General features: G+C 55.0%; 41 protein-coding genes and 1 pseudogene. 16 read left to right on the top strand and 26 right to left on the bottom strand.

Features of this window, described 5'->3' with window-relative positions:
• Positions 1-223 precede the first annotated feature (223 nt).
• The 16 genes from G1C97_RS12400 to G1C97_RS05360 all read left to right on the top strand — a co-directional run bounded on the left by G1C97_RS12400 (position 224) and on the right by G1C97_RS05360 (position 6638).
• Positions 224-355: a hypothetical protein gene (locus G1C97_RS12400; RefSeq protein WP_277348148.1), complete on the top strand. Its 132-nt coding sequence runs from the start codon at positions 224-226 to the stop codon at positions 353-355.
• 75 nt (positions 356-430) lie between these two features.
• Positions 431-673 (top strand): helix-turn-helix transcriptional regulator, encoded by a 243-nt coding sequence (locus tag G1C97_RS05430; protein WP_169240883.1) that lies wholly within the window; start codon positions 431-433, stop codon positions 671-673.
• 223 nt (positions 674-896) lie between these two features.
• The gene (locus tag G1C97_RS12495; protein WP_417852204.1) at positions 897-1157 is read left to right on the top strand and encodes a helix-turn-helix domain-containing protein; all 261 of its coding nucleotides are present in this window, start codon (positions 897-899) and stop codon (positions 1155-1157) included.
• A 117-nt stretch (positions 1158-1274) separates the two neighbouring features.
• Positions 1275-1670 carry a hypothetical protein gene (locus G1C97_RS05420; protein ID WP_169240881.1) on the top strand — a complete coding sequence of 132 codons (396 nt, stop codon included), beginning with the start codon at positions 1275-1277 and terminating at the stop codon, positions 1668-1670.
• Positions 1670-1981 carry a DUF8033 domain-containing protein gene (locus tag G1C97_RS05415; RefSeq protein ID WP_169240880.1) on the top strand — a complete coding sequence of 104 codons (312 nt, stop codon included), beginning with the start codon at positions 1670-1672 and terminating at the stop codon, positions 1979-1981. Before G1C97_RS05420 ends, G1C97_RS05415 begins: the two co-directional genes overlap by 1 nt.
• Positions 1982-2075: 94 nt before the next feature.
• Positions 2076-2318, top strand: a complete 243-nt coding sequence (locus G1C97_RS05410; protein ID WP_169240879.1) for a hypothetical protein — start codon at positions 2076-2078, stop codon at positions 2316-2318.
• Entirely contained in the window at positions 2318-2536 is a 219-nt protein-coding gene (locus tag G1C97_RS05405; protein WP_169240878.1) for a hypothetical protein, read from the top strand. Before G1C97_RS05410 ends, G1C97_RS05405 begins: the two co-directional genes overlap by 1 nt.
• Positions 2537-2600: 64 nt before the next feature.
• The gene (locus tag G1C97_RS12230; protein ID WP_240951016.1) at positions 2601-3326 is read left to right on the top strand and encodes a hypothetical protein; all 726 of its coding nucleotides are present in this window, start codon (positions 2601-2603) and stop codon (positions 3324-3326) included.
• Between the two features lie 107 nt (positions 3327-3433).
• On the top strand, positions 3434-3742 hold the full coding sequence (locus G1C97_RS05395) for a type II toxin-antitoxin system RelB/DinJ family antitoxin (RefSeq protein ID WP_169240877.1): 309 nt from the start codon (positions 3434-3436) through the stop codon (positions 3740-3742).
• Positions 3743-3753: 11 nt separating this feature from the next.
• The gene (locus G1C97_RS05390; RefSeq protein WP_169240876.1) at positions 3754-4050 is read left to right on the top strand and encodes a type II toxin-antitoxin system YafQ family toxin; all 297 of its coding nucleotides are present in this window, start codon (positions 3754-3756) and stop codon (positions 4048-4050) included.
• A 145-nt stretch (positions 4051-4195) separates the two neighbouring features.
• Positions 4196-4711 (top strand): hypothetical protein, encoded by a 516-nt coding sequence (locus tag G1C97_RS05385; protein WP_169240875.1) that lies wholly within the window; start codon positions 4196-4198, stop codon positions 4709-4711.
• The gene (locus tag G1C97_RS05380; protein ID WP_169240874.1) at positions 4708-4986 is read left to right on the top strand and encodes a hypothetical protein; all 279 of its coding nucleotides are present in this window, start codon (positions 4708-4710) and stop codon (positions 4984-4986) included. Before G1C97_RS05385 ends, G1C97_RS05380 begins: the two co-directional genes overlap by 4 nt.
• The gene (locus G1C97_RS05375) at positions 4983-5135 is read left to right on the top strand and encodes a hypothetical protein (protein WP_169240606.1); all 153 of its coding nucleotides are present in this window, start codon (positions 4983-4985) and stop codon (positions 5133-5135) included. The genes G1C97_RS05380 and G1C97_RS05375 overlap by 4 nt, the downstream gene beginning before the upstream one ends.
• Positions 5136-5239: 104 nt before the next feature.
• Positions 5240-5542 (top strand): hypothetical protein, encoded by a 303-nt coding sequence (locus G1C97_RS05370; RefSeq protein WP_169240873.1) that lies wholly within the window; start codon positions 5240-5242, stop codon positions 5540-5542.
• A gap of 72 nt (positions 5543-5614) precedes the next feature.
• On the top strand, positions 5615-6358 hold the full coding sequence (locus G1C97_RS05365; protein ID WP_169240872.1) for a nucleotidyltransferase family protein: 744 nt from the start codon (positions 5615-5617) through the stop codon (positions 6356-6358).
• Between the two features lie 31 nt (positions 6359-6389).
• Entirely contained in the window at positions 6390-6638 is a 249-nt protein-coding gene (locus tag G1C97_RS05360) for a hypothetical protein (RefSeq protein WP_169240871.1), read from the top strand.
• A gap of 116 nt (positions 6639-6754) precedes the next feature.
• Here the strand turns inward: G1C97_RS05360 and G1C97_RS05355 are convergent, their stop codons facing one another.
• The 26 genes and pseudogenes from G1C97_RS05355 to G1C97_RS05235 form a co-directional block, all read right to left on the bottom strand.
• Positions 6755-7117: a DUF2513 domain-containing protein gene (locus G1C97_RS05355; protein ID WP_169240870.1), complete on the bottom strand. Its 363-nt coding sequence runs from the start codon at positions 7115-7117 to the stop codon at positions 6755-6757.
• Between the two features lie 319 nt (positions 7118-7436).
• Positions 7437-7784, bottom strand: coding sequence for a hypothetical protein (locus tag G1C97_RS05350; protein WP_169240869.1), 348 nt, complete (start codon positions 7782-7784; stop codon positions 7437-7439).
• A gap of 143 nt (positions 7785-7927) precedes the next feature.
• The gene (locus G1C97_RS05345; RefSeq protein ID WP_169240868.1) at positions 7928-8455 is read right to left on the bottom strand and encodes a hypothetical protein; all 528 of its coding nucleotides are present in this window, start codon (positions 8453-8455) and stop codon (positions 7928-7930) included.
• Entirely contained in the window at positions 8452-8679 is a 228-nt protein-coding gene (locus tag G1C97_RS05340) for a DUF6582 domain-containing protein (protein ID WP_169240867.1), read from the bottom strand. Before G1C97_RS05340 ends, G1C97_RS05345 begins: the two co-directional genes overlap by 4 nt.
• The gene (locus G1C97_RS05335; protein ID WP_169240866.1) at positions 8680-8898 is read right to left on the bottom strand and encodes a hypothetical protein; all 219 of its coding nucleotides are present in this window, start codon (positions 8896-8898) and stop codon (positions 8680-8682) included.
• Entirely contained in the window at positions 8895-9098 is a 204-nt protein-coding gene (locus tag G1C97_RS05330) for a hypothetical protein (protein ID WP_169240605.1), read from the bottom strand. Before G1C97_RS05330 ends, G1C97_RS05335 begins: the two co-directional genes overlap by 4 nt.
• Positions 9095-9595 (bottom strand): crAss001_48 related protein, encoded by a 501-nt coding sequence (locus G1C97_RS05325; protein WP_169240865.1) that lies wholly within the window; start codon positions 9593-9595, stop codon positions 9095-9097. The genes G1C97_RS05330 and G1C97_RS05325 overlap by 4 nt, the downstream gene beginning before the upstream one ends.
• An 11-nt stretch (positions 9596-9606) precedes the next feature.
• The gene (locus tag G1C97_RS05320) at positions 9607-10485 is read right to left on the bottom strand and encodes a phage antirepressor N-terminal domain-containing protein (protein WP_169240864.1); all 879 of its coding nucleotides are present in this window, start codon (positions 10483-10485) and stop codon (positions 9607-9609) included.
• Positions 10482-11300, bottom strand: coding sequence for a hypothetical protein (locus G1C97_RS05315; RefSeq protein ID WP_240951015.1), 819 nt, complete (start codon positions 11298-11300; stop codon positions 10482-10484). The genes G1C97_RS05320 and G1C97_RS05315 overlap by 4 nt, the downstream gene beginning before the upstream one ends.
• Before the next feature lie 22 nt (positions 11301-11322).
• Positions 11323-11466, bottom strand: a pseudogene (locus G1C97_RS12490) (twin-arginine translocation signal domain-containing protein); the annotation flags it as partial.
• Positions 11467-11925 (bottom strand): hypothetical protein, encoded by a 459-nt coding sequence (locus tag G1C97_RS05310; protein ID WP_169240862.1) that lies wholly within the window; start codon positions 11923-11925, stop codon positions 11467-11469.
• The gene (locus G1C97_RS05305; RefSeq protein ID WP_169240861.1) at positions 11909-12886 is read right to left on the bottom strand and encodes a hypothetical protein; all 978 of its coding nucleotides are present in this window, start codon (positions 12884-12886) and stop codon (positions 11909-11911) included. Before G1C97_RS05305 ends, G1C97_RS05310 begins: the two co-directional genes overlap by 17 nt.
• A gap of 63 nt (positions 12887-12949) precedes the next feature.
• The gene (locus G1C97_RS05300; protein WP_169240860.1) at positions 12950-13177 is read right to left on the bottom strand and encodes a hypothetical protein; all 228 of its coding nucleotides are present in this window, start codon (positions 13175-13177) and stop codon (positions 12950-12952) included.
• 549 nt (positions 13178-13726) lie between these two features.
• Complete coding sequence (locus G1C97_RS05295) at positions 13727-13981, bottom strand: hypothetical protein (protein ID WP_169240859.1); 255 nt, start codon at positions 13979-13981, stop codon at positions 13727-13729.
• Positions 13978-14394 (bottom strand): helix-turn-helix domain-containing protein, encoded by a 417-nt coding sequence (locus tag G1C97_RS05290; protein ID WP_169240858.1) that lies wholly within the window; start codon positions 14392-14394, stop codon positions 13978-13980. The genes G1C97_RS05295 and G1C97_RS05290 overlap by 4 nt, the downstream gene beginning before the upstream one ends.
• Positions 14391-14642 (bottom strand): hypothetical protein, encoded by a 252-nt coding sequence (locus tag G1C97_RS05285; protein WP_169240857.1) that lies wholly within the window; start codon positions 14640-14642, stop codon positions 14391-14393. Before G1C97_RS05285 ends, G1C97_RS05290 begins: the two co-directional genes overlap by 4 nt.
• Entirely contained in the window at positions 14639-14914 is a 276-nt protein-coding gene (locus G1C97_RS05280) for a hypothetical protein (RefSeq protein ID WP_169240856.1), read from the bottom strand. The genes G1C97_RS05285 and G1C97_RS05280 overlap by 4 nt, the downstream gene beginning before the upstream one ends.
• The gene (locus G1C97_RS05275) at positions 14911-15177 is read right to left on the bottom strand and encodes a hypothetical protein (RefSeq protein ID WP_169240855.1); all 267 of its coding nucleotides are present in this window, start codon (positions 15175-15177) and stop codon (positions 14911-14913) included. The genes G1C97_RS05280 and G1C97_RS05275 overlap by 4 nt, the downstream gene beginning before the upstream one ends.
• The gene (locus tag G1C97_RS05270) at positions 15174-15560 is read right to left on the bottom strand and encodes a RusA family crossover junction endodeoxyribonuclease (protein ID WP_169240854.1); all 387 of its coding nucleotides are present in this window, start codon (positions 15558-15560) and stop codon (positions 15174-15176) included. The genes G1C97_RS05275 and G1C97_RS05270 overlap by 4 nt, the downstream gene beginning before the upstream one ends.
• Before the next feature lie 2 nt (positions 15561-15562).
• A complete protein-coding gene (locus G1C97_RS05265) occupies positions 15563-15709 on the bottom strand; it encodes a hypothetical protein (protein WP_169240853.1) in 147 nt (48 codons plus the stop codon).
• Between the two features lie 137 nt (positions 15710-15846).
• Positions 15847-16092: a WhiB family transcriptional regulator gene (locus G1C97_RS05260; RefSeq protein WP_335341329.1), complete on the bottom strand. Its 246-nt coding sequence runs from the start codon at positions 16090-16092 to the stop codon at positions 15847-15849.
• The gene (locus G1C97_RS05255) at positions 16092-16277 is read right to left on the bottom strand and encodes a hypothetical protein (protein WP_169240852.1); all 186 of its coding nucleotides are present in this window, start codon (positions 16275-16277) and stop codon (positions 16092-16094) included. Before G1C97_RS05255 ends, G1C97_RS05260 begins: the two co-directional genes overlap by 1 nt.
• Positions 16267-16590 (bottom strand): hypothetical protein, encoded by a 324-nt coding sequence (locus G1C97_RS05250; protein ID WP_169240851.1) that lies wholly within the window; start codon positions 16588-16590, stop codon positions 16267-16269. Before G1C97_RS05250 ends, G1C97_RS05255 begins: the two co-directional genes overlap by 11 nt.
• Positions 16587-16805 (bottom strand): hypothetical protein, encoded by a 219-nt coding sequence (locus tag G1C97_RS05245; RefSeq protein WP_169240850.1) that lies wholly within the window; start codon positions 16803-16805, stop codon positions 16587-16589. The genes G1C97_RS05250 and G1C97_RS05245 overlap by 4 nt, the downstream gene beginning before the upstream one ends.
• A complete protein-coding gene (locus G1C97_RS05240; RefSeq protein ID WP_169240849.1) occupies positions 16802-17422 on the bottom strand; it encodes a hypothetical protein in 621 nt (206 codons plus the stop codon). The genes G1C97_RS05245 and G1C97_RS05240 overlap by 4 nt, the downstream gene beginning before the upstream one ends.
• Positions 17415-17858, bottom strand: coding sequence for a hypothetical protein (locus G1C97_RS05235; protein ID WP_169240848.1), 444 nt, complete (start codon positions 17856-17858; stop codon positions 17415-17417). The genes G1C97_RS05240 and G1C97_RS05235 overlap by 8 nt, the downstream gene beginning before the upstream one ends.
• Between the last annotated feature and the right edge of the window lie 279 nt (positions 17859-18137).

Genomic DNA, 18137 nt, shown 5'->3' with positions numbered 1-18137 from the left:
GCCGGCCGTCGGCATCGATGCCTACGAGAACGGATTCGGCATCAGAAAAGGATGGGCAGGACGCTCAAAATAATCCACGCCACGCGATGACACGCGCGGATAAGACCCACGTTTCTTTACTTAACCCTGGAATCGAACCCACCTAAGGGTTCGATAAAAGAAAACGGCTGTAAGTCGTATGACCTACAGCCGAAACAATTTCTACCCAAGGAGATACTACCCCATGACACCGAAACTGCATAAGGCAATCGGCGTGGTGTGGTGGTGTGAGAAATGCCATAAGGCGCATTGCGATATGACCCTAGTGTTTGACGACGGATCAACTCAGCGTGTGCCGGCTGACTGCACCGCCTGACCATATGGCCGGGACTGTTAAGGTTCCGGCCTCTCCTTGGGTAAAATCGAACCCACCAAGGATAGCGAGGTGGGTATGTCGATTAAGAGTGAGCGAGTCCGCAAGGGCTTGACGCAGCAACAGTTAGCGGACAAAGTCCCCAGCATGACACGTGGCCGCATAGCCGCGTATGAGACTGGGGCTATAGACGTAGGGAACATGACGTTAGACATGGCCTTGCGTTTTCTTGAGGCTTTTGGTCGTAAGGCTTTGGCGCGTCAGGTTCGTGCGGTACTCATTGAGAGTCCTGAGGGCTCGAAAGAAAACGACGCTAAATAGTGTGCGTGTGCGTTCTTAATCCTTTTCGCGTTGCCTATGCGCGTGATCATGGGTGGCTTACATCACTTGTCTTTATGGCGTGATGTAGGCGCTTGACAGATCGGCGTGCGTTGTTTGCGACACGCCGATTTTGTTAAAACAGAATGATAGAGTATTCTATCAATTATCAAGCTCAATCGAGCAAAACAATCTGAAAGTTTGATAACTCAACAGTGTTTCCTACATGCGAATGTTAGAATATTCTGTCATAATCGGACTTACCGAACACAAGCGAGGTGAGTCTATGGGACTTAAGGAATTGCGCAAGGCGCGCGGCCTGACTCAGGCAGCGTTAGCCAAACAAACCGGAATAGCTCGCACGACAATCAGCGGATACGAGTGTGGTCAATATGACATACATTCGATGACGCTAGACAATGCGCTGAGATTATCCCGAGCGCTACAGTGCCACCCTTACGAACTAACGGACGGGTGGCCTGAGTAAAAGAAATGCGGCTAAGAGATTAGGCCCTCTTAGCCGCGTGCTTCAAACCATTAGAAGGGAGATAATTTGAGGCAATGCTATATTCTAGCACTGCCTCACATGGAAGTGAGGTTAATCATGGAAAACTTTAACGAAAACTACGATTATTTCGAGGCTGTTCAGTCCGATATTCTCGATTGGCTGGACGACAACCACGAGGACTACAGCGATGTGGATAGTGCTCGTGATGATTGCGAGCTTGCTGTTACCGGCAATGATAACGGCTCATACACTTGCAACTCGTATCTAGCCGCCGAGTATGTGCGTCCGTTCATCTTCGGTGATGAATGGTGTGACTTCACCGACTTCGTGATTAATGACCTTGGTGCGGACATGGCTAAGGTCATGGAAGACGCGGAGACGTTGGACGTGTACGTTCGCACATGGGTCTTCGGCCAGGTGTGGTCTGACCTTTTGGATGATAAGGACTGGGACGACTTGGATGTGGTGGCACTCCGTAAGGCGGTGGCGTGATGGAACGCTCTTACTTGCTTGATGCCGCGCATTCAAACCAAAAATCGTTTGGTGGTAAAGCCGTCGTTGAGGTTTGGCGTAAAGGCGCTGGGCTTGATTATGAGCTTTTCAGCTACGGTACGCACGTCGCCACTGTTTCCGACGATATTATGGGCGGCTATTATCACCTGACTTTGCTACCTGCGTGGGATTACTCGAATACGACAGTGAAACATGTTCGTGAGTTTATCCAACAGTTTGGGTGGAAGCATATGACGAAAGCTCAGATTGGTGAGCTCCGCGGCACGTGTTCCGTCTATAAATACCGTTGATTCATAGCGTTAGCGTGGCGCTTCATACCACGCTTCCAGCCCATTCGGGCAATCAATCCAATAATTTCTCAATCACACTAAGGAGTGTGGAATCATGCGTATCTATCCAAGTGTTGACAGTGCTTTTATAGAGGCTGAGATTCTTGACTATCTAGAGGTCTGCAAGGTATCGCCGGAAGATTTTGATATCGCCGGTATCGTGACCGAGTGCATCGAGTACCTGAGTAGGCCTGATGTTACCGGACCTAAGCCGGGTTATGGCTCGATCAATGCGATTGACGGTGGCGTGTTCGCGGATATCCTGAAGCGGCATGATGTTTCCGAGACGGTGGCGTGATGCGTAGATTCTTCGCGTCTCTGACATTGCTGTTCGCCGCCGGCGTGCTCGTGCTGTCGGCTTGCGGCGTGGACATGGCCCAAAGCATCCCGCCCTGCGAGTACGAGGACGGCAGTGGCCAGACCGGTTACTGTTACTGGGATGCAAGCGCGCATGGCAACCATAAGGGTGCCGGCGTGTTCATCTACCATGATGGCGATTTGATCGCCCAACGGTAACTGATCAAAAGTTTTTCCGGGCGGCACCGCTGCCGCCCACTGTTCTAAAAGTGAGGTAAATGAAATGAACAAGACTGGTTTTTGGGTCAACGCGGATAATACGCGCGTCCTGTGGGCGCGTGACAACGGCAGTGACAAGCGTAGTGAGCTGTGGGAGCTGTCCGAGGATTTCGACTCGTATTCATGGGATGATGTGAGCCGTGAGTTTCGCGAATACGGTTTCGCCGGCTATCTCGCCATACTGTCGTTCCAAGGCTGGAGTTGCGTACCGCAGCCCAACGGGTTCACGAAGAACACCAGCGAGATGCCCAAGCTCCCGTATCCGGGCGGCATGCTGTCGGGCGGTACGGCCGATGAGGGCGCATGGCATTACATGCCGTCGCGAATGGTGGACGCCACATGTGACAGCGAGGCTGAGTTCTGGCCGGCGCGTTGGGTGTGCAACAAGGCGGAATGCGTGGATGATATCCGGGATATGCCCGACCATTTCGAGGAACCCGAGCCTGTGACGGCAGAGATACCCGAGATACCGCCCAAGATCAACACCAAGGCCGTATCCTATGCGACGTTGCCCGATCTGATGCCGGCCAAGGATTGCCCGGAACTTCAGGGGCTGGGCAAGATACGCCACTTCCGCAACAGCGCGGGACGCAAGGTGGCTTACGTCGCCAGCGCTGATGGTAAGTGTGTTGTCGCCTATCGCGCCCGCTACGAGCGCGGCAGCGACAAACAATTGGAGGCCTCTATCAAGGCGTTTGTTTCCAAACTCGGTTTCGATCTGACCGCCTGATCTGATTCTTGCCGCCCGGTTTTTACCTCACTTCCGGGTGGCACCCATTCTTTACGCGAAAATATATATATAATAGGTGACAGTTGTTTATATGTTAGGAGGTTATCATGGGTAAGCTAGTCGCCAATGTTGATGATGATGTCAAGGAGCGCGCCGCCGCCCTGTACGAGTCCTTGGGCATGAACCTGAGCACTGCGGTGAACATGTTCCTACGCCAGTCGCTTGCCGAGGATGGTCTGCCGTTCAAGCCTACGCGCCGCTACGCCGGCATGCGTTTGACTCCCACGGAGACCACTCGCCGTGCGATGGTCGAAGCCGAAGCCAAGGAGCTGGGGGTAGTGCCCGATGATTCCGTGGTGTGCGATACGGCTGCGGACGCGCATGATCATCTACGCAAGCTGAGGGAGCGTGCATAGTGGCGTATCGGATGATCTTTGAACCGCAGTTCGACGCTGATTACACCGAGCTGAGCCGCATACATCCCGAGTTGATGGACGATCTGGACGACGCCATCGATTATCTGCAAGAGTACGGCAGGCTGCCTGATGAATACCGGCCTCATGTGCTGGATAACGCAGGTGGCAACTATAACGGTCATTGGGAGTTCCATTTGGCCGGTGATATCGATGTGCTTGTCCTGTATTGGAAGCGTGCCGACCGTACCGTGATTCGCATGGTGCGTATCGGTTCGCATTCCGAACTGTTCCAAGGTGAGCTTGTTTAGCTCGTTCTTATATAAACAATCATTTAAGGCGCTGTAGGAGTCTCCCTATAGCGCCTTTTCTTATACAAATCATCATTTAGCCGTGTCGATAGAGCGTTCTATAGGCCGGCTAATCGTTTAACCGAACAATAGGAGTGAATTAATCATGGATAAGCTGAGCAATTTCTGGGATATGGTCAAGACACGCGGTCTGGCCGATATGAAGCAGACGACGGTGAACTTCGACGGCAAAACCACATTGCGCGTGTCGTTCGACTTCCATCGTGGCGAAGCCGCGTTGCATATCACGGCGGACTGGGATTCGTTGGAGACTGTGGCGGCAGTGCTGCGCAAGGCGTTAGCCGATTACGACATTGACGCCGAGGGCCGTCGCCTCATGGACGGGGGACTGGGCATCAAGGACGCCTATACGCAGGTGTCGCGCTTGCGCAACAGTCTGGAAACCGTCGTCTCACTGGCCGATGAGGTGTTGAATCCCACAAGCTCCTACATCGTGACCAAGCATGTGACCACCGAGGAGTGGGCGTATTTCGAGGGTCCAGAGGGCATGGACCCCGAGGAAGCCGAGAACTGGTACGACAAAAACGTGGACCCGTGTGAGCTGAGCTGGCAGGAAGACGTCATCGACAGCGAGCTTATCCGCGTCGAGGAAGAGGAATGACGATGGAATACTACCGTTATGAACGTTTCGACACTGCCAACAACAAGGAGGTTTGGCGGCGCGTGCCCGGCTGGCGGCTATGGTTCGCATGGCTGCGTGAGCTGATTCTCTACGTGCTGCACGGTTGCAAGCATAACCGGTATTGGCATGCGGTTCATTACTGCGGCTGGAAATTCTGGTACTGGTATCCGATCTGGCTGTACTGCCGTTCCGGCAAGCATGGTGACTTGAGGACTTTGGACATGTTGGACTTCAATCAGGAGGTAATCAAATGAAACTGGACGCCAATCGCATGCGTGACGCTTTGCATGAGGTCTGGAAATACTACGACGAAGCGGGGGAGAGCGATGAGAATTATGTGCTTGACCCCGATAATCTCGCCAAGTTCGCCGCCGACCTATGCAAGGAATACGAGCAACAGTGATACAGTTGAGGCCACGAGCGTTTATCGTGGCCTCTCTGGGAATTAGCAAACATATCAGAGGCGTGGCGTAAGCCATGCGCAAAACAATCTTCCGGGAGAAAATCATGCCTACGCACGTATCCAAGGAACACCAGCAGCTCAAAGATCTAGGCAAGGCGTTGTATGCGGCCATGCGGTCTGATTATGAGTACAATGCCTACGCGACGGAACTTGATAAATCCGATTATGAGACCATCAAGGCCGCGAGCGAGTCTTACGGTGATTCGTTCAAGACCGAGGCTATTGAATCCGTGAATCATGCGGGGCTCGGCGCTTCCGATGTCCGCAGCGTGCTTGACTGGGTGGAAGAGCATGCCGATGATCTGCATTATGTGTGGGAGCTGACCGCCGAAGGCATGGAAGACTGATCAAAAACGATCTCGCCATATGTCCGGCAGACCTATGCCAAGGAACATGAGAAATGATGGGAGAATAAGCGTATGGACAAACTGATTCTGCCAGACAAGCCGTGGACTCAACGTCAGATTCGAGACTTGCGTAAAGAAATTATCGCAGGAGGCGACGCGATTGATGGTCTGAGCTATGTGACAGTGCGGCTCTGGTATCAGCAGGTTCTGGCCAAGGTCGTGGCGCAAGTCGGCATGCTTGACACGTCCGGACTCGATATCGGGGATATGACTGTCGCGTTCAGGGTGAAGACGGTTGACACCTTGAGGGATAAGCTGATTCGTGAGCCGACGTTGCAGATTCCCCGCGTAAGGGACGTGATGGGCGTGCGCATAACCGCTGACATGACGCTGGATGCGCAAACCGCGCTTGCCTCTAGGATTGGCGGCGTGCTTCCGGTGTTCAAAATCTCGGATATGCGCGAGGCTCCGCACAGCGGGTATCGTGCCGTGCACGTCATAGTGAAGCTTCCGGATGGAGTCTTCTGCGAAGTGCAGGTTCGCACGTTGCTGCAAGATGCTTGGGCTAACTGTTATGAGCTTGCGGGGGATATTTACGGGCGCGCGATTCGATACGAAGGCAAACCTGACCATGATGACCACGGTGTGGTTGATTCGTTGAAGAATATATCGGCAAGTGTCGCGACGTTGGAGAAGGTATTGAATGATTCAAACGACAACAATGTCAAGCGGAAAGCCGTAACCGCATCCATGTCCTCGATAATCGAAGTACGTGATTCCCTTGAGGAGAAACGTGACATTCTTAAACGTTTCTAACTATTATGGGGATATCAATAGGAAAGGAACCATGATGGTGGGTGTCATTATCCGGTACAACCGGAAGACTGGGGACCGTTGTGTCAAGGTTTATGACGGCCCCAACGGATATCTAGATGCGGGCAATGACCCGGCGTATTTGCGTGATTCCGCCAAAGTCGGAACCGATTGGGAAGTTGCCTTAATCGGTTCTGATTCGTTGGATTCGGTGATGCATACGCATTCCCGTTATTTCAGCGGCAGGGACCGGACAAAGGAACTGGCCGCGCAGTTCGAGTAAAACAATCAGATTACGGTGGGTTCGATTCTATCAATCGCATGTAGGTTCACTCAAACCGTGTGAGACACGTTGATTACCGTGTTTCACACGGTTTCGAGATGGTCTAAGCATGGTTTTCAAATGCCTAACGCCTTGTCCGCAAGTGTTTCGGCAAGATGGGACAGCGTGGCGAACGATACGGTGCCCAAGGTTGCGCCGACCTTCTGCTTGGTTTTAGTCCATAAGGTATCCGAACGTGTAGCGTCAAGGAACTCGTGGCCTTGCCATGTCAGTTCGTTGATGGTGGCGCGCATGGTGCCACCGTTCCATGTGCCGTTGAATGCGGCGTCCACCAAGTCGGCTTGAGCCATTATCCGGTAATGGTGCAATACGAGTTTCAATGGGTGCTCGTTGTCCACGAACACACTGGCATTGACCGGGTTATCGGATTCCTCGCACACTTGGAGGATATGGCGTACAAAATCCATGTCACGTCTCATGTTTCCTCGTTTCGATCACGTTGATTGATGTGCTTCCATGCTTTCGAGATGGTCTAATCAGGGTTTCCCGATTGAAGCCGGCTGATATCTTGTTTCCTTAGGTTCTCCAGCATGGTTTCCGAACAATAGGGGACTGGCTTACGTTTGACTGTGCACATCAGCTTCCTATCGGCCATCCTGCATTGGCATGGGTTAATCTTGCATCGTCTGCACACTCGAATACCCACATGGCCGCCATTCGTGGACGAAAAACGGCACAGCATCGACCCGAAGGGGAACTCTTCAGTGGCAATGCCGCCGTCGATGATAAACTCACGTCTCATTGGTCTTCCTTCAAATCGATGACGATGATTCCGGCATTGGGTGTCTTGCCGGGACAGTGGACGAAAGACGGGTCTCCGTTCTTGTCGATCTCGATGGTGCACGGGTATGCGATTCCAAAGCCGTTCGGCTTGACTAAGCGCAGCTCATATACGGGCTGTTCGGTCGGGATGCCGAAAATCTTCCTGATCGTGGCAGGATTGCATTCCACGTTTGCGATGGGGATATCGACCGTCTTATAGGTTGCTTCCGGCGTATCAGCGGCTTCCGGCTCGCTGACGGTGCCGAGAGGCTTGGAATAATCTGGTTCCGGTGGTTGGAAACCATCGCTAGTGAACAGTTGCATGCTAATGCTTTCTCGTGGATTCGATAAGGATGATGAGGCCGAACAGTATGAGGAACAAGGCGACAGGCAGCGCGTCCGTCAGAGCGTTGCTTTCACTCGCAGTAATCATCATGGGTTCCTTGTTCTGGTATGGGTCTCGGGGTTCACAGTTCGCCTGCTGCCTTGCGCGTGTAGTATTCTTCGGCGGATAGAACCTGAACCACATGATTATGTTCGAGAATGTTCTCCCAGCTGGTCCACTCGGTAGGGAAGAAATTCTGACTTACGGACATCCAAGGGCCTTCCTTGCGCCATTCTTCCGCGATCATGCGGGCGCGTTTGATAAGCTTGGCCCACATCAATCTATGACCGTCATCCGCGCCTAAGTCATAAGCCACTTGCACCCAATATTCGCCAGGTTTTGACGGCTCCTGCAATCGCGGCTTCTTGGGAGCCGGGCGGGTCGCGTAATCGAAATTATCGCGGCAGATCGTGTGGAACGCGGTAATATTCCGAGGATTATCTGCGCCAAAGACAAAATATGACGCCTTGGTCTTTTCCGAGTCTACTACCGCGTAATCGGGGCATTGCATCATCATATGCTTGTACACGTATGTGTTGTTGCTGCCTTTGACGTGAATCAGGTCGCCGGGCTGCATATCTTCCCAGCCGATACGAATCTTCCTGCTCACTTCTTCCTCCGCTTCTTCTTCATGCCGCTGATCTGGATGCTTGGATACTTCTTGTGCACTGCTGCGCGCACCTTGCGTTTCTCGACGGCTGTGCCATGCTGGGCCACTCGTGCCAGCGCGTTACGTGCGTGGCTGGCGTCGGTCAGCGGATACTTGCGTTCCCCCGGTAAGGCGAATGTGCTGGACTTGAGCCTCTTGCGTTTCTTCGCGGTGAGTTTCGCCATTTATTCCTCCACTTCCAGTTCGTGCGGCGTGCTTTCGCACACGTAGGCGCTGACGCAGCCGCCATCGAAATTCACTGTCAACTCCGATTCCTCCTGTTTGCGGCTGCTCAGGATGATGTCGCTGATGACGCCGCTTACAACGGTTTCCCCGTTGTTGATGGACAATGTGGCTTTCTTGCCGGTCACATGGCCGGGAATGTTCGGCAGAGAATAATTCACTGATTGCTCCGATCTTTGAAGAGATGAAGGATAAAGAGGGCGGCGACGGCAACAAGGAAGACAACAAACGGCAGGTATAAGGGCAGCAGCACCAGCCACCACGACCATTCGATGACATGGGCGAGCTTCAATCCGAGGAACAGGACGCCCAACAGCATGCACAGGAGATTGAAGCCCCCGAAATCGATTTTGACGTTCATGCGTTCCCCTTGAAGCTCAATCCGGCCTTCATGGCGCGCTGCTCCAGTACGCGCAGATAGGCGCGCATGAGGTCCCTCTGCTGTTCCATGAGTCCACGTTGGCCGGCGAGCACGTCTTCGCCATCCTCGCTTTCGAGGTCGAGGATGCCGGCAAGCTTCATGTAGCGGGCCAACAGCTCGTTGTGCTCCGTCACCAGACGGTTCTTCCAATCATCGAGGTCTTCCGCGCCGATGGTCACGGTCTCCACGTCACGGATGGCGGCGATATTGTGGAACGGTACGATGATCGTGCTCGGGGTCTCGCGCCCGTAATCCGGGTCTCCGTCCCATTCGGCCTCGTGGAACATGACGCCGATCTGCGGCATGATCGTAATATCGTGGGCGACGACGTGCGTATGCTTGCCTTCGTTGTCTGCGGGATGCACGAGGTGTGCTTCCACTGCGCTGATGCCGAGGTAGGACGGCAGGTCGATTTCTTCGGCTTCTGAGGTTCCCATGTTGGTTCCTTTCATGCGATGGGGTTGACTGTGTTGGGGGAGAGAAGCATAGGCTGGAAGTCGCCGGGCTTGACGCGGTTGGCTTCGTCCAATGTCAGGTTCAGACGTTCCGTGCTGAGACGCTGATGCAGCAGCGTAAGCCCGCGACGGGTGACGTACACGGTCGGTTCGAACTCGAACATGGTGCCGTCGCGATGCTGGCCGAGACGTTGGGAGTGCGAGTATTTGAGATGCTTCGCGGCGAGCCTGTCGTGATACGCCTTGTACGCCTTGCCCTTGCGGTAAATCCAATTGTGGGAGAGCATCCACTGGCGCAGTTCGCTTTCCTTGATCTCGCAACCCATGTTGCACAGGAGACTGGCCGCGTCACGCAAGGTCATGGCTTCACCTGTCTCGGTGAAATCGTCCAACGCCTTGGCCTTCGGCTCCAGTTCCGCGTTACGCACGACAAGCCGGGCGTTCTCTTTCATTTGGTTGTCATATGCGGTGAGCAGCTTGGCAACTGCGGCCGGAGTCATGAGAGCCTTGACCATGATCGAGGTAGCATCCTCGTTGAAATACCGGTCGAGCACGTCGGCGGCTTCGCACTGGTAGGCTTCGATTTTCGGGCGAAGGTCTTCGCGCACCTTGCTTGCGTTGATGCCGGCGAGCCACATGGTCATGGTACGGCGGTCAATCATCGTCATTTCGCGACTCTTGCCGTCCGCGCCAACCGTTTCGATAATCGAAATAGTTGCCCACGGCTTCTCTTTCAGCTTCACGTATTGCGCCGCATACGCGACCCCGAGGTTTTCGCACATGCGCCTCAGCGAGGCGAACCATTTGCCTTCGCTCATGACGGCTTCGATGGTGTCGCCGTGGAATGGGATGTTTTGAATCTGCTGGCTCATTGCTGTGTTCCTTCCTTGGAGTTGTTGATGATCTGCCAGATGTCCGGCGTGCCGGTCAAACCGGTCGCCAACCGGTACAGGTCCGCGAACCGGTACACGGGTTGGCTTTCCTCGTTCTCGCCCGCTTGGGGGAGCTGCCCACGGTGAATCCACGAGCGCAATGTGCTTTTGTTGACCTTCACGCCGATCTCCCCGGCCTTCGCCAGCAAGCCGGCTTGCGTGTACGCGGCCTCACTGCTGAGCACGGCTTGCACGAGCTGGGCGCGGATGATCGCCACCGGCATGCGCATCCCGCATTTCGAACAGCGTGCGGTCTTATCCCCGTTCGTGGTGGTCATGGTGCCGTCGCAGCCGATGGCCTCGCAAGGGCCGAGCAGAATCGCGTCCCCGTCGTCCGCCATGAACCGTTTCAGCCGGTTGACCAGCATGTGCGTGAGTTGCGCGTACACGGGCGTGGCCGCGTGTTCGGTCAGATGGGGATGCTGGCTGATGCGTTCCACCAAGTCCATGGGCTTCGCGGTCGGGGGGAGGTTGAGTTTCAACGTGCGAGCCCACTCGTAGAACGTGCCCTGCAATCCCGGATATCCCAGATCATCGTTCGCATACAGCAGGTCAGACAGGCTCTCGCGCAACGGTGCGGGGGCCGTGCCGGAATTGCCGCCGCCACCCGTCTTGTGCCCGTACGCGCGGTTCAACCGGTAGGCTTCCAGGTCGGGAAGGCTCGACCTGAGCCATTGGAAGTCCGTCGTGAGCTGCTTCTCGTGGAAGGCGCACAGGAGGCTCGGATTCGTGAGCCCTGCAACCTCGACGACCATGGTGGGCGCGTCAACGACGATTTCACGCCAACAGGACGGGTAACGGCAGATGCGATTTTGGATGCAGGAAACCAACCTCAACCCTTTCCGGGGTCTCGGCTGGCTTGTGAACAATTCCAATCAAACCACAAGCCAGCCCGCATCCGCGCAAGAAACGCCGGCGTGTTCAGCCCAGAACATCACCCAAACCCAAGCCGCCGATGAAGCCCCCGCCCTCACGCCGCTTCCGGGATTTAGCGGGCGGCAATTGCAGCGGGTCACGGGAACCGGCCACGATACGCGACGCATCATCCGGCTGACGGCCCAACATGCGCTGACGCCGATACAGCCATGCCGCGTCCCCGGTCAAACCCTGAGCCTCGCATTCCCGGCCGATCTGAGCCTCGGAAGGTTTGCGTTCGTTGCGAATCCTGCGCACCATCGCGTTCACATCACCGGAACCGCACCAGCGCCCGGAATCGTTCGCCCGGTAGAAACGTCGAACGGCCTCCAAAGCCTCCTGCTGCGTCATGTTCGGCAGCAGTTCGCTCCAGAACGATTCCAACTGCAAATCGTTCCATTGCGCGTTCCCGTGATGGCCCATGATGATGCTCAAAACGGCGGCGGCTTCACCCTTGCTGAGCATCGAAAACACCTCCGTTCTGGAATTTCGCGCGCTCTTCCGGCGTCATGTACTTCCACGTGTTCGCCATGTTCGCTTCGAGATTCTGCTGGCTGCGCGACTTCACCGGACCGTTGGGCCGGGGGGTTGGCTTCGACGGTTTGGGCTTCTCCCAGTTGCGCGTGTACAGTTCGCCGCCGAGGAACCGGCTGAACGTCTTCACGTACTGGGCGTCCGTGGCCGCAACGTAATCCCTGACCTTGCCCAGAAGAAACTCCACCGGGTCTAAGCCTCCAGCGGCCTTGACGATCTTCGGCCAATCGGCTTCCAACTGGAACCGGGTCTGCGAGGTCTTCCCGTCGAAACGGTTCACCGGGTAGATGGCTTCGAGGTCATCGGCCAGCTTGTCGAAATCGGGTCGTGAGGGGGTGGGGGGAGTAAAAGAATAATTAATATTATCTATATCTATATCTAGTTGGTTTTCCGTTGAAAAATCGTTGCCCATACCGTTGACTTGGCGTTGAACGTTCGTTGGATTTCCGTTCAACGGTTCGTTGAACGTGCGTTGAACGTCCGTTGCAACGTCCGTTGAACGGTTTTCAACGGAATTTTTCTCAGCACGCGCCCTCGCGGAAGCGATACCAGCCCTGCGAGCGGCTTCACGACGCCGTTCCGCCATCTCGTCAATCTTGGAGCTTGCGAACTGGGAAGACAGATAATCGTGAATAATCCAACCGTTTTCCCCGGCTTCGAGGAAATTATTCTCTACCAAAAGCCGAATGTCGCGCTTGGACGCGCCAAGCGCATGACGCATCGCGTACTCTCCGATGAAACCATCGGTTTTCTTGCAAGCCGCGAACGTAATCGATTTAATCCATACGATAGCGGCACGAGGATTCCTGTCCGCAAAGAGACAGAATTTCTCGTTCGACCATAAATCCGCTGAGAACTTGGCGAAGATTCTCATTTCTTCGGTGTTTGCCATTTTGAAGCTCCGATAATGAAGCCCGCACCTTATATATAAGAGTGCGGGCGGTTTGCCAATAGGTCATTGCATTGAAGAGGGGAACACCATCATCATGAAAATCTGGTAGATGGCGAACGCGATCAGCAGGCCCACTGTCGGGCATGCGATTGCGATGAACATTCCCATCAGCCGGTCTTCCAGACTGTCGTTCGGCATCATGTTCTTCCTCAACCACATGTAGGTCACACGTGACCCCACGATGATGAACAAGGCACCGAGAACGAACCAGAATAATCCGATGACGCTCATTGCCTATGCTCCTTCAATCGTGTTTCCGTCAAGCCGATAAGGTCAAGCCAATCCCGGTACGCGTATCCGGGTTGAACTTTCCAGTTCGTGCTGATATGCCCGGAAGGACATGTCATCCTGTAGATGCTTTCGCCATCGCCGGCGAAGTTCCGGTTGACGTGCTCCCGCATGACGCCCGGTCTCCCGCACATGGGGCAGCAGAGTCTCGGGTCGGGTTGTCTTACTCCAAGCATGTTCGCCTCCGTAGGTCTTTTAGGAAATTGTGTCTGCTCCGCCAATCCGAGGGAGTGCCGGACGTGACGGCCATCAGATTCTCGTCTTAGTAGATTTTCCAATGCCCTGTACCGGCCGACCTGACCACGGAATACCCTTTGGTGGCCAACCATTTCATGAGCTTCACGTCATCGCCCCGTTGGGTCATGGCATCATCCTCCGCACTCGTTCCGCGTTGAGTTTGATCTCGGCTCGTTTCAACCGGTAGGCGTTCTCGTCACAGGGGGCAGTTCTCGTAGGCCTTGCGACACCGTTCGGCCTCGCGAATCAACGTGTCTAGAAGTTTGTCCAAGGGTCGAATCCCTCCCTCTGCCGGGCGCATACCGCCCAATGGTTCCAATCCAGAATCGCTTCGGACACGCTGTACACGTCGTTTGATATCTCGTTGTAGTCATCCAATCCAAGGCATTGGGGCGGCAGCATCCTGGGCGGATGGTAGGCGCAATATTTCGGACGCATGCGACGGAACCGCCAACGGCTGATCAACGGCATTTCCCCGCAATACGGGCAAGGCAACGGTTTGACGCTCATGATTCCTCCGTTTTGTCGATAAGACCGCCGCAATTGGGGCAGTAGTTGAAGTTCGGTATGGCCGTGTATTTGTCTTTGAACGTGAACCAGCCGGCCATCATCGGAAAACCACATCGTGAACAGTCGAAACTGGTGTCCGACGCGAGAAACGAACGACCGTTGACATCATCGGGATTCACCACGGTTATCTCCGGGATATACGAGACGCGTTCTCGTAATACCAGACAACTGATATCCGTCAAACGGTGCTCCTCACCGGACTTCATCTTGTGCCGATACGTATACACCTGATTAATCGCACAACCAGCCTGTTCCGCTATCTGCCTCGCGGAAAGAACACCCTCACTAATCAGCCGGTACAGGATTTCCTTTTGCATGTCAGTCAACCGGGTATAGGCTGAACGGCCTTTCATGATTCCTCCATGTAGACGATATCGGTGTCATCGTGCTCCAGCTTGTCGAACGCCTCACGGTAGAACAATCGCACCCACCAAGCCGGGCGATGCTTCCAAACGCCTATAGAGCATGGAAGATAACCGTTCACGACATACCATTTGCCGCACGCGCAATGCATGACAGCCGAATAAGTATGCTCGGGGCACTTTGGGTCAGGACACTCGTGGCGTTTCTCCTGCGGATCCATGTACAGGTAGTAGCTCATGACTCCTCCTTATGCTTGGGACAGTAGATGTGGCCGCGTTGGATGCCGGTAGTGCCTTCCTGCCAGCCTTGGTCAACTGCGTAATCCACCGCATCCAGCACGTCGCAACACCGCCAATACAGTTCGCCGTCGCTCCACCAGATGCCGGTGATCGCCACCACATCATTGCCTTGCAACCTGTCAGCGATGATAAGAAACTCCTCCTTGCAGTCCACGGCATCGCAGTACACCGAAAACGCGACGCCCCTGCCGGGCTGTTTACGCACGCTCATTGGTTCTCCTTACTGTCGGGGGAGGGAACCTCATACGTGTACGTGTCCGTATGATGCGTGCAACGCCGCCACTCCTGAACGGTCATATACAGGAACAAACAGCAGCAGAAGCATTGGAATCCGGCACTCAGCCAATGCTCGGTGCCGATGTGCACGCCCATGAACGTGGCACACCAGACCATCCACCCCAGATTCCAGTACACGCGCCAAGGAACCTTCGGCTTGAACACGGTGTGCGTGATGATCACTTTGTCAACCTTCATATCTCCTCCAAGTCGAATACCAGTTCATGCCATCCCGGCCGGCTCCTGTGATCGGCCAGCCGGTAATCCGGGCCGATTACATGCGTCGAATCGTCATCGACCCAGTAGCCGGCCTTGGTGAGTGCGTCGATGGCCGCTTTGACCATCGGCTCGCTATTGCCCGGATCCTTGCGCCCGCCCGCATGAGGCGGATACGCCACATACACGGTCACATGACATTTGGCGAACACGGGCTTAGACAGTTTCCTTAACGTGCGCTGCTGTTGGCCTATCCAGTAGGCGCGGGCAAACACGGCATCAGTGCAACGCTTCTTCACCGCCCAATGCCCGCGCGAATTACTGGAAAACCAAGACTCGTTCGGAATCTCGATAGTCAACCGCATGACTAGTCCAAACCCTCAAGATCGAACAGGGTCGGCATGGTCGCATCCTGTTGAGCCGCCTTGCCGCGCACGAACGCCTCATAGGGGATATCATTGAGGGGACGTTGTTCGAGAATCTCCCCGAACGTCAGATTCTTGTCTAATGTCATTTAATCCTCATCTCTGTAGGATTCCGTGGGGTCAGTGTGCGAACGCCAATCCATGCACTCACCCCACACGTTCATGATTCCGCCGCATTCCGGGCAATACTCGTATTCCGGTGGCGACTCCGACCAGTCAACAGGCCTCACTGCTTCCTCCTATGCTTGCTCCTGTACCGTTCATGCCAACGCTTGCTGAAATCCCTGCCGCCCCAAACTCCCGTCAACGGGTAATCGTCGAGCCGGTCACGGGTCTCCGCATACTTGAGGCATTGGAGTTTGACCGGGCATTCCATACAGACGCCGACCACCAGACCGAACTCCTTCACCGTCTTCGGAAAAAACAAATCCGGGTCCATGTCCCTGCATTCGGCCTTATCCCGCCAATCCACTAGTCATCTCCGAACAATGTCGGTTCAGTGAACTCCGGTTCGGACCGTTTCTCCGGCTCGGATTTGCTGAAGATGATGGCCGTCACCTCATCCGCGCTCAAACCCAACAGACGGCATATCGTCTCGGAATCAATGCCGCGCTCATGCCAAGTACGCACCATCTCCTTCCTACGCTCACTGGTCATGGTGTTCCTCCAATTCGGCTTGCACACGCCTGTAGGATTTCGATTTCACATACCTGTCGAACGCCTTCACCAACAGGGGGATATCCTCCGGCAGGTACACGGTGCGTTGGCTGGAATCCTCGCCCACGCGCATCGTGTACGGCATCCGATTGCCGAACCGGTACCGCCATTCGTCCAAGCACATACGGCCGAACGTCTGCGCTTCGGCCGCATACAGGGGACGGCCCAACCGTTCCTTCAGCCAGATGTTCGTGAATATCGCCTCACCCTGACGGGCCAAAGGCAACAACGGACCTTTCTTCGCCTGACTCAAGATTCCTCCTTTCTGTACGGGTTGTCTGCGGGTATTCCGGTGACGCTTTGGATGATTCCCGCCTGATGGCCTTGCTCCCACGTCTTCCGGTCATGCTCCACAAGCCACCCATCCCATGTGTCGAGCGCTTCGAGCGGCTGACAGCCGCATGCGTTGCACAGCATGGACGTGACGGCGGTGGCGATCATGTTCTCGGTGAGTTTCGGTTCACTCATTCATCGCCCTCCAGCTTGTATGGGCGGAACGGGGCAAGGTCTTGAGAATGATCGACCATGCGGACGGTGCCCCTGATAGTCCACTCGCGTGCGCCAGTGGTGAAATGTCCGCCGATGCACCGCATCGAGAATGAGTTGTCTGCATACACCCACACATCACCGTTCTTGTCTTCCCACAGGCCGGGCTTATCTGGCAATTGAGGTTTCCGGCGCAGCGCATAGGCGAACCAATATGGGTTCAGGCACGAGCAGAAGTCGTTGCGTTCAGGGGTCTGGCCTTTCAACATGCCAAACGTCGCATCGAACACCGGATATTTGTTGCCTGTTTTGGACACGAAAATGTCACCCTTACGCACATCTTCGAAACTGTCGATGCGCTCATACTCGGGGTCGTCCAACAGTTCAACGGATTTCACAACGTCGGCCAAACCCACTATCAGTCTGTAGTCCCTGCTTTTCAGTTTGAACGGACGAAAAGCCGCATAGTTGCTGGAATAATAGATGTGCCCATCCGCGTGAAGAATGCCATCTAACGTGGCTCCGCTCACGAACGTGACCTTCACCCGCAACCCTTCCAGTTCCTTGCAGGTCTTGCCTTTCCAGGATGGTTCACTCATCGGTTTTCTCCTTTGATTCCTGTCGTTTGCGTCGTTGATTCTCCAAATACAAGGCCTTCTTCTCGGGATGTTCGGCCATGTACTTCTTGTGGTAGGCGGCGGACTCCTCACGGTGGAGGAAATACCAGTTGCGGGCAATCGCACGAGTCTTCGCCGGATGCTTTCTAGCCCATTGACGCGCCTTCCGATTCACTTTCTCCCGGTTCCTCGCATTCCGTGCGTTCGTCACGTCACGCAAATGCTGGGCGAACTCCGGATCCTCACGCCGTCGCATCCTCACCCGACAATTCCGGCACGTGGCGGTACGGTCCACACGAACCGTGCTCCCACACCAGTCGCATCGGGGCGGACGCTTGTAGATGACACCCGTCGTATCCCCGCCGTTGCGGCAGTGCTCGATGAACTGCGCATCGGTCATCGCATCGAAATCAACCATCAGAATCACGCTCCTGTAGATATGGGACCGCTTCCAGCAGCCGCCAGAACATCACAGGGTCCGTTCTCAACAATTCGCTTCTGAACGAGGCGTTGAGAACAAACACGTCGATCAACAGGTCGAAGGGTTCGCGCATCGCGTCCAACCTCCCATGTCGTCCAACAACACCCAGCCATGCAGTCTGGTAAGGATCGGCACCAGTTCCGGGTGATCATCGAAACCACTGACGATCCACCCGTACTGTTTCGCCTCAGTCTGATGGGTATGCACCCACAGGTG

Origin of the sequence: Bifidobacterium olomucense (assembly GCF_012932375.1) — a bacterium.
GTDB classification, from domain to species: domain Bacteria; phylum Actinomycetota; class Actinomycetes; order Actinomycetales; family Bifidobacteriaceae; genus Bifidobacterium; species Bifidobacterium olomucense.
Note: the sequence above shows the minus strand (reverse complement) of the source record. Positions and strands in the feature narration are given on the sequence as shown.

Coding starts and splice junctions, on each gene's coding strand:
- G1C97_RS12400 (WP_277348148.1), top strand. CDS start 224: ATGACACCGAAACTGCATAAGGCAATCGGCGTGGTGTGGTGGTGTGAG.
- G1C97_RS05430 (WP_169240883.1), top strand. CDS start 431: ATGTCGATTAAGAGTGAGCGAGTCCGCAAGGGCTTGACGCAGCAACAG.
- G1C97_RS12495 (WP_417852204.1), top strand. CDS start 897: ATGCGAATGTTAGAATATTCTGTCATAATCGGACTTACCGAACACAAG.
- G1C97_RS05420 (WP_169240881.1), top strand. CDS start 1,275: ATGGAAAACTTTAACGAAAACTACGATTATTTCGAGGCTGTTCAGTCC.
- G1C97_RS05415 (WP_169240880.1), top strand. CDS start 1,670: ATGGAACGCTCTTACTTGCTTGATGCCGCGCATTCAAACCAAAAATCG.
- G1C97_RS05410 (WP_169240879.1), top strand. CDS start 2,076: ATGCGTATCTATCCAAGTGTTGACAGTGCTTTTATAGAGGCTGAGATT.
- G1C97_RS05405 (WP_169240878.1), top strand. CDS start 2,318: ATGCGTAGATTCTTCGCGTCTCTGACATTGCTGTTCGCCGCCGGCGTG.
- G1C97_RS12230 (WP_240951016.1), top strand. CDS start 2,601: ATGAACAAGACTGGTTTTTGGGTCAACGCGGATAATACGCGCGTCCTG.
- G1C97_RS05395 (WP_169240877.1), top strand. CDS start 3,434: ATGGGTAAGCTAGTCGCCAATGTTGATGATGATGTCAAGGAGCGCGCC.
- G1C97_RS05390 (WP_169240876.1), top strand. CDS start 3,754: ATGATCTTTGAACCGCAGTTCGACGCTGATTACACCGAGCTGAGCCGC.
- G1C97_RS05385 (WP_169240875.1), top strand. CDS start 4,196: ATGGATAAGCTGAGCAATTTCTGGGATATGGTCAAGACACGCGGTCTG.
- G1C97_RS05380 (WP_169240874.1), top strand. CDS start 4,708: ATGACGATGGAATACTACCGTTATGAACGTTTCGACACTGCCAACAAC.
- G1C97_RS05375 (WP_169240606.1), top strand. CDS start 4,983: ATGAAACTGGACGCCAATCGCATGCGTGACGCTTTGCATGAGGTCTGG.
- G1C97_RS05370 (WP_169240873.1), top strand. CDS start 5,240: ATGCCTACGCACGTATCCAAGGAACACCAGCAGCTCAAAGATCTAGGC.
- G1C97_RS05365 (WP_169240872.1), top strand. CDS start 5,615: ATGGACAAACTGATTCTGCCAGACAAGCCGTGGACTCAACGTCAGATT.
- G1C97_RS05360 (WP_169240871.1), top strand. CDS start 6,390: ATGATGGTGGGTGTCATTATCCGGTACAACCGGAAGACTGGGGACCGT.
- G1C97_RS05355 (WP_169240870.1), bottom strand. CDS start 7,117: ATGAGACGTGACATGGATTTTGTACGCCATATCCTCCAAGTGTGCGAG.
- G1C97_RS05350 (WP_169240869.1), bottom strand. CDS start 7,784: ATGCAACTGTTCACTAGCGATGGTTTCCAACCACCGGAACCAGATTAT.
- G1C97_RS05340 (WP_169240867.1), bottom strand. CDS start 8,679: ATGGCGAAACTCACCGCGAAGAAACGCAAGAGGCTCAAGTCCAGCACA.
- G1C97_RS05330 (WP_169240605.1), bottom strand. CDS start 9,098: ATGAACGTCAAAATCGATTTCGGGGGCTTCAATCTCCTGTGCATGCTG.
- G1C97_RS05325 (WP_169240865.1), bottom strand. CDS start 9,595: ATGGGAACCTCAGAAGCCGAAGAAATCGACCTGCCGTCCTACCTCGGC.
- G1C97_RS05320 (WP_169240864.1), bottom strand. CDS start 10,485: ATGAGCCAGCAGATTCAAAACATCCCATTCCACGGCGACACCATCGAA.
- G1C97_RS05315 (WP_240951015.1), bottom strand. CDS start 11,300: ATGGTCGTCGAGGTTGCAGGGCTCACGAATCCGAGCCTCCTGTGCGCC.
- G1C97_RS05310 (WP_169240862.1), bottom strand. CDS start 11,925: ATGCTCAGCAAGGGTGAAGCCGCCGCCGTTTTGAGCATCATCATGGGC.
- G1C97_RS05305 (WP_169240861.1), bottom strand. CDS start 12,886: ATGGCAAACACCGAAGAAATGAGAATCTTCGCCAAGTTCTCAGCGGAT.
- G1C97_RS05300 (WP_169240860.1), bottom strand. CDS start 13,177: ATGAGCGTCATCGGATTATTCTGGTTCGTTCTCGGTGCCTTGTTCATC.
- G1C97_RS05295 (WP_169240859.1), bottom strand. CDS start 13,981: ATGAGCGTCAAACCGTTGCCTTGCCCGTATTGCGGGGAAATGCCGTTG.
- G1C97_RS05290 (WP_169240858.1), bottom strand. CDS start 14,394: ATGAAAGGCCGTTCAGCCTATACCCGGTTGACTGACATGCAAAAGGAA.
- G1C97_RS05285 (WP_169240857.1), bottom strand. CDS start 14,642: ATGAGCTACTACCTGTACATGGATCCGCAGGAGAAACGCCACGAGTGT.
- G1C97_RS05280 (WP_169240856.1), bottom strand. CDS start 14,914: ATGAGCGTGCGTAAACAGCCCGGCAGGGGCGTCGCGTTTTCGGTGTAC.
- G1C97_RS05275 (WP_169240855.1), bottom strand. CDS start 15,177: ATGAAGGTTGACAAAGTGATCATCACGCACACCGTGTTCAAGCCGAAG.
- G1C97_RS05270 (WP_169240854.1), bottom strand. CDS start 15,560: ATGCGGTTGACTATCGAGATTCCGAACGAGTCTTGGTTTTCCAGTAAT.
- G1C97_RS05265 (WP_169240853.1), bottom strand. CDS start 15,709: ATGACATTAGACAAGAATCTGACGTTCGGGGAGATTCTCGAACAACGT.
- G1C97_RS05255 (WP_169240852.1), bottom strand. CDS start 16,277: ATGACCAGTGAGCGTAGGAAGGAGATGGTGCGTACTTGGCATGAGCGC.
- G1C97_RS05245 (WP_169240850.1), bottom strand. CDS start 16,805: ATGAGTGAACCGAAACTCACCGAGAACATGATCGCCACCGCCGTCACG.
- G1C97_RS05240 (WP_169240849.1), bottom strand. CDS start 17,422: ATGAGTGAACCATCCTGGAAAGGCAAGACCTGCAAGGAACTGGAAGGG.
- G1C97_RS05235 (WP_169240848.1), bottom strand. CDS start 17,858: ATGGTTGATTTCGATGCGATGACCGATGCGCAGTTCATCGAGCACTGC.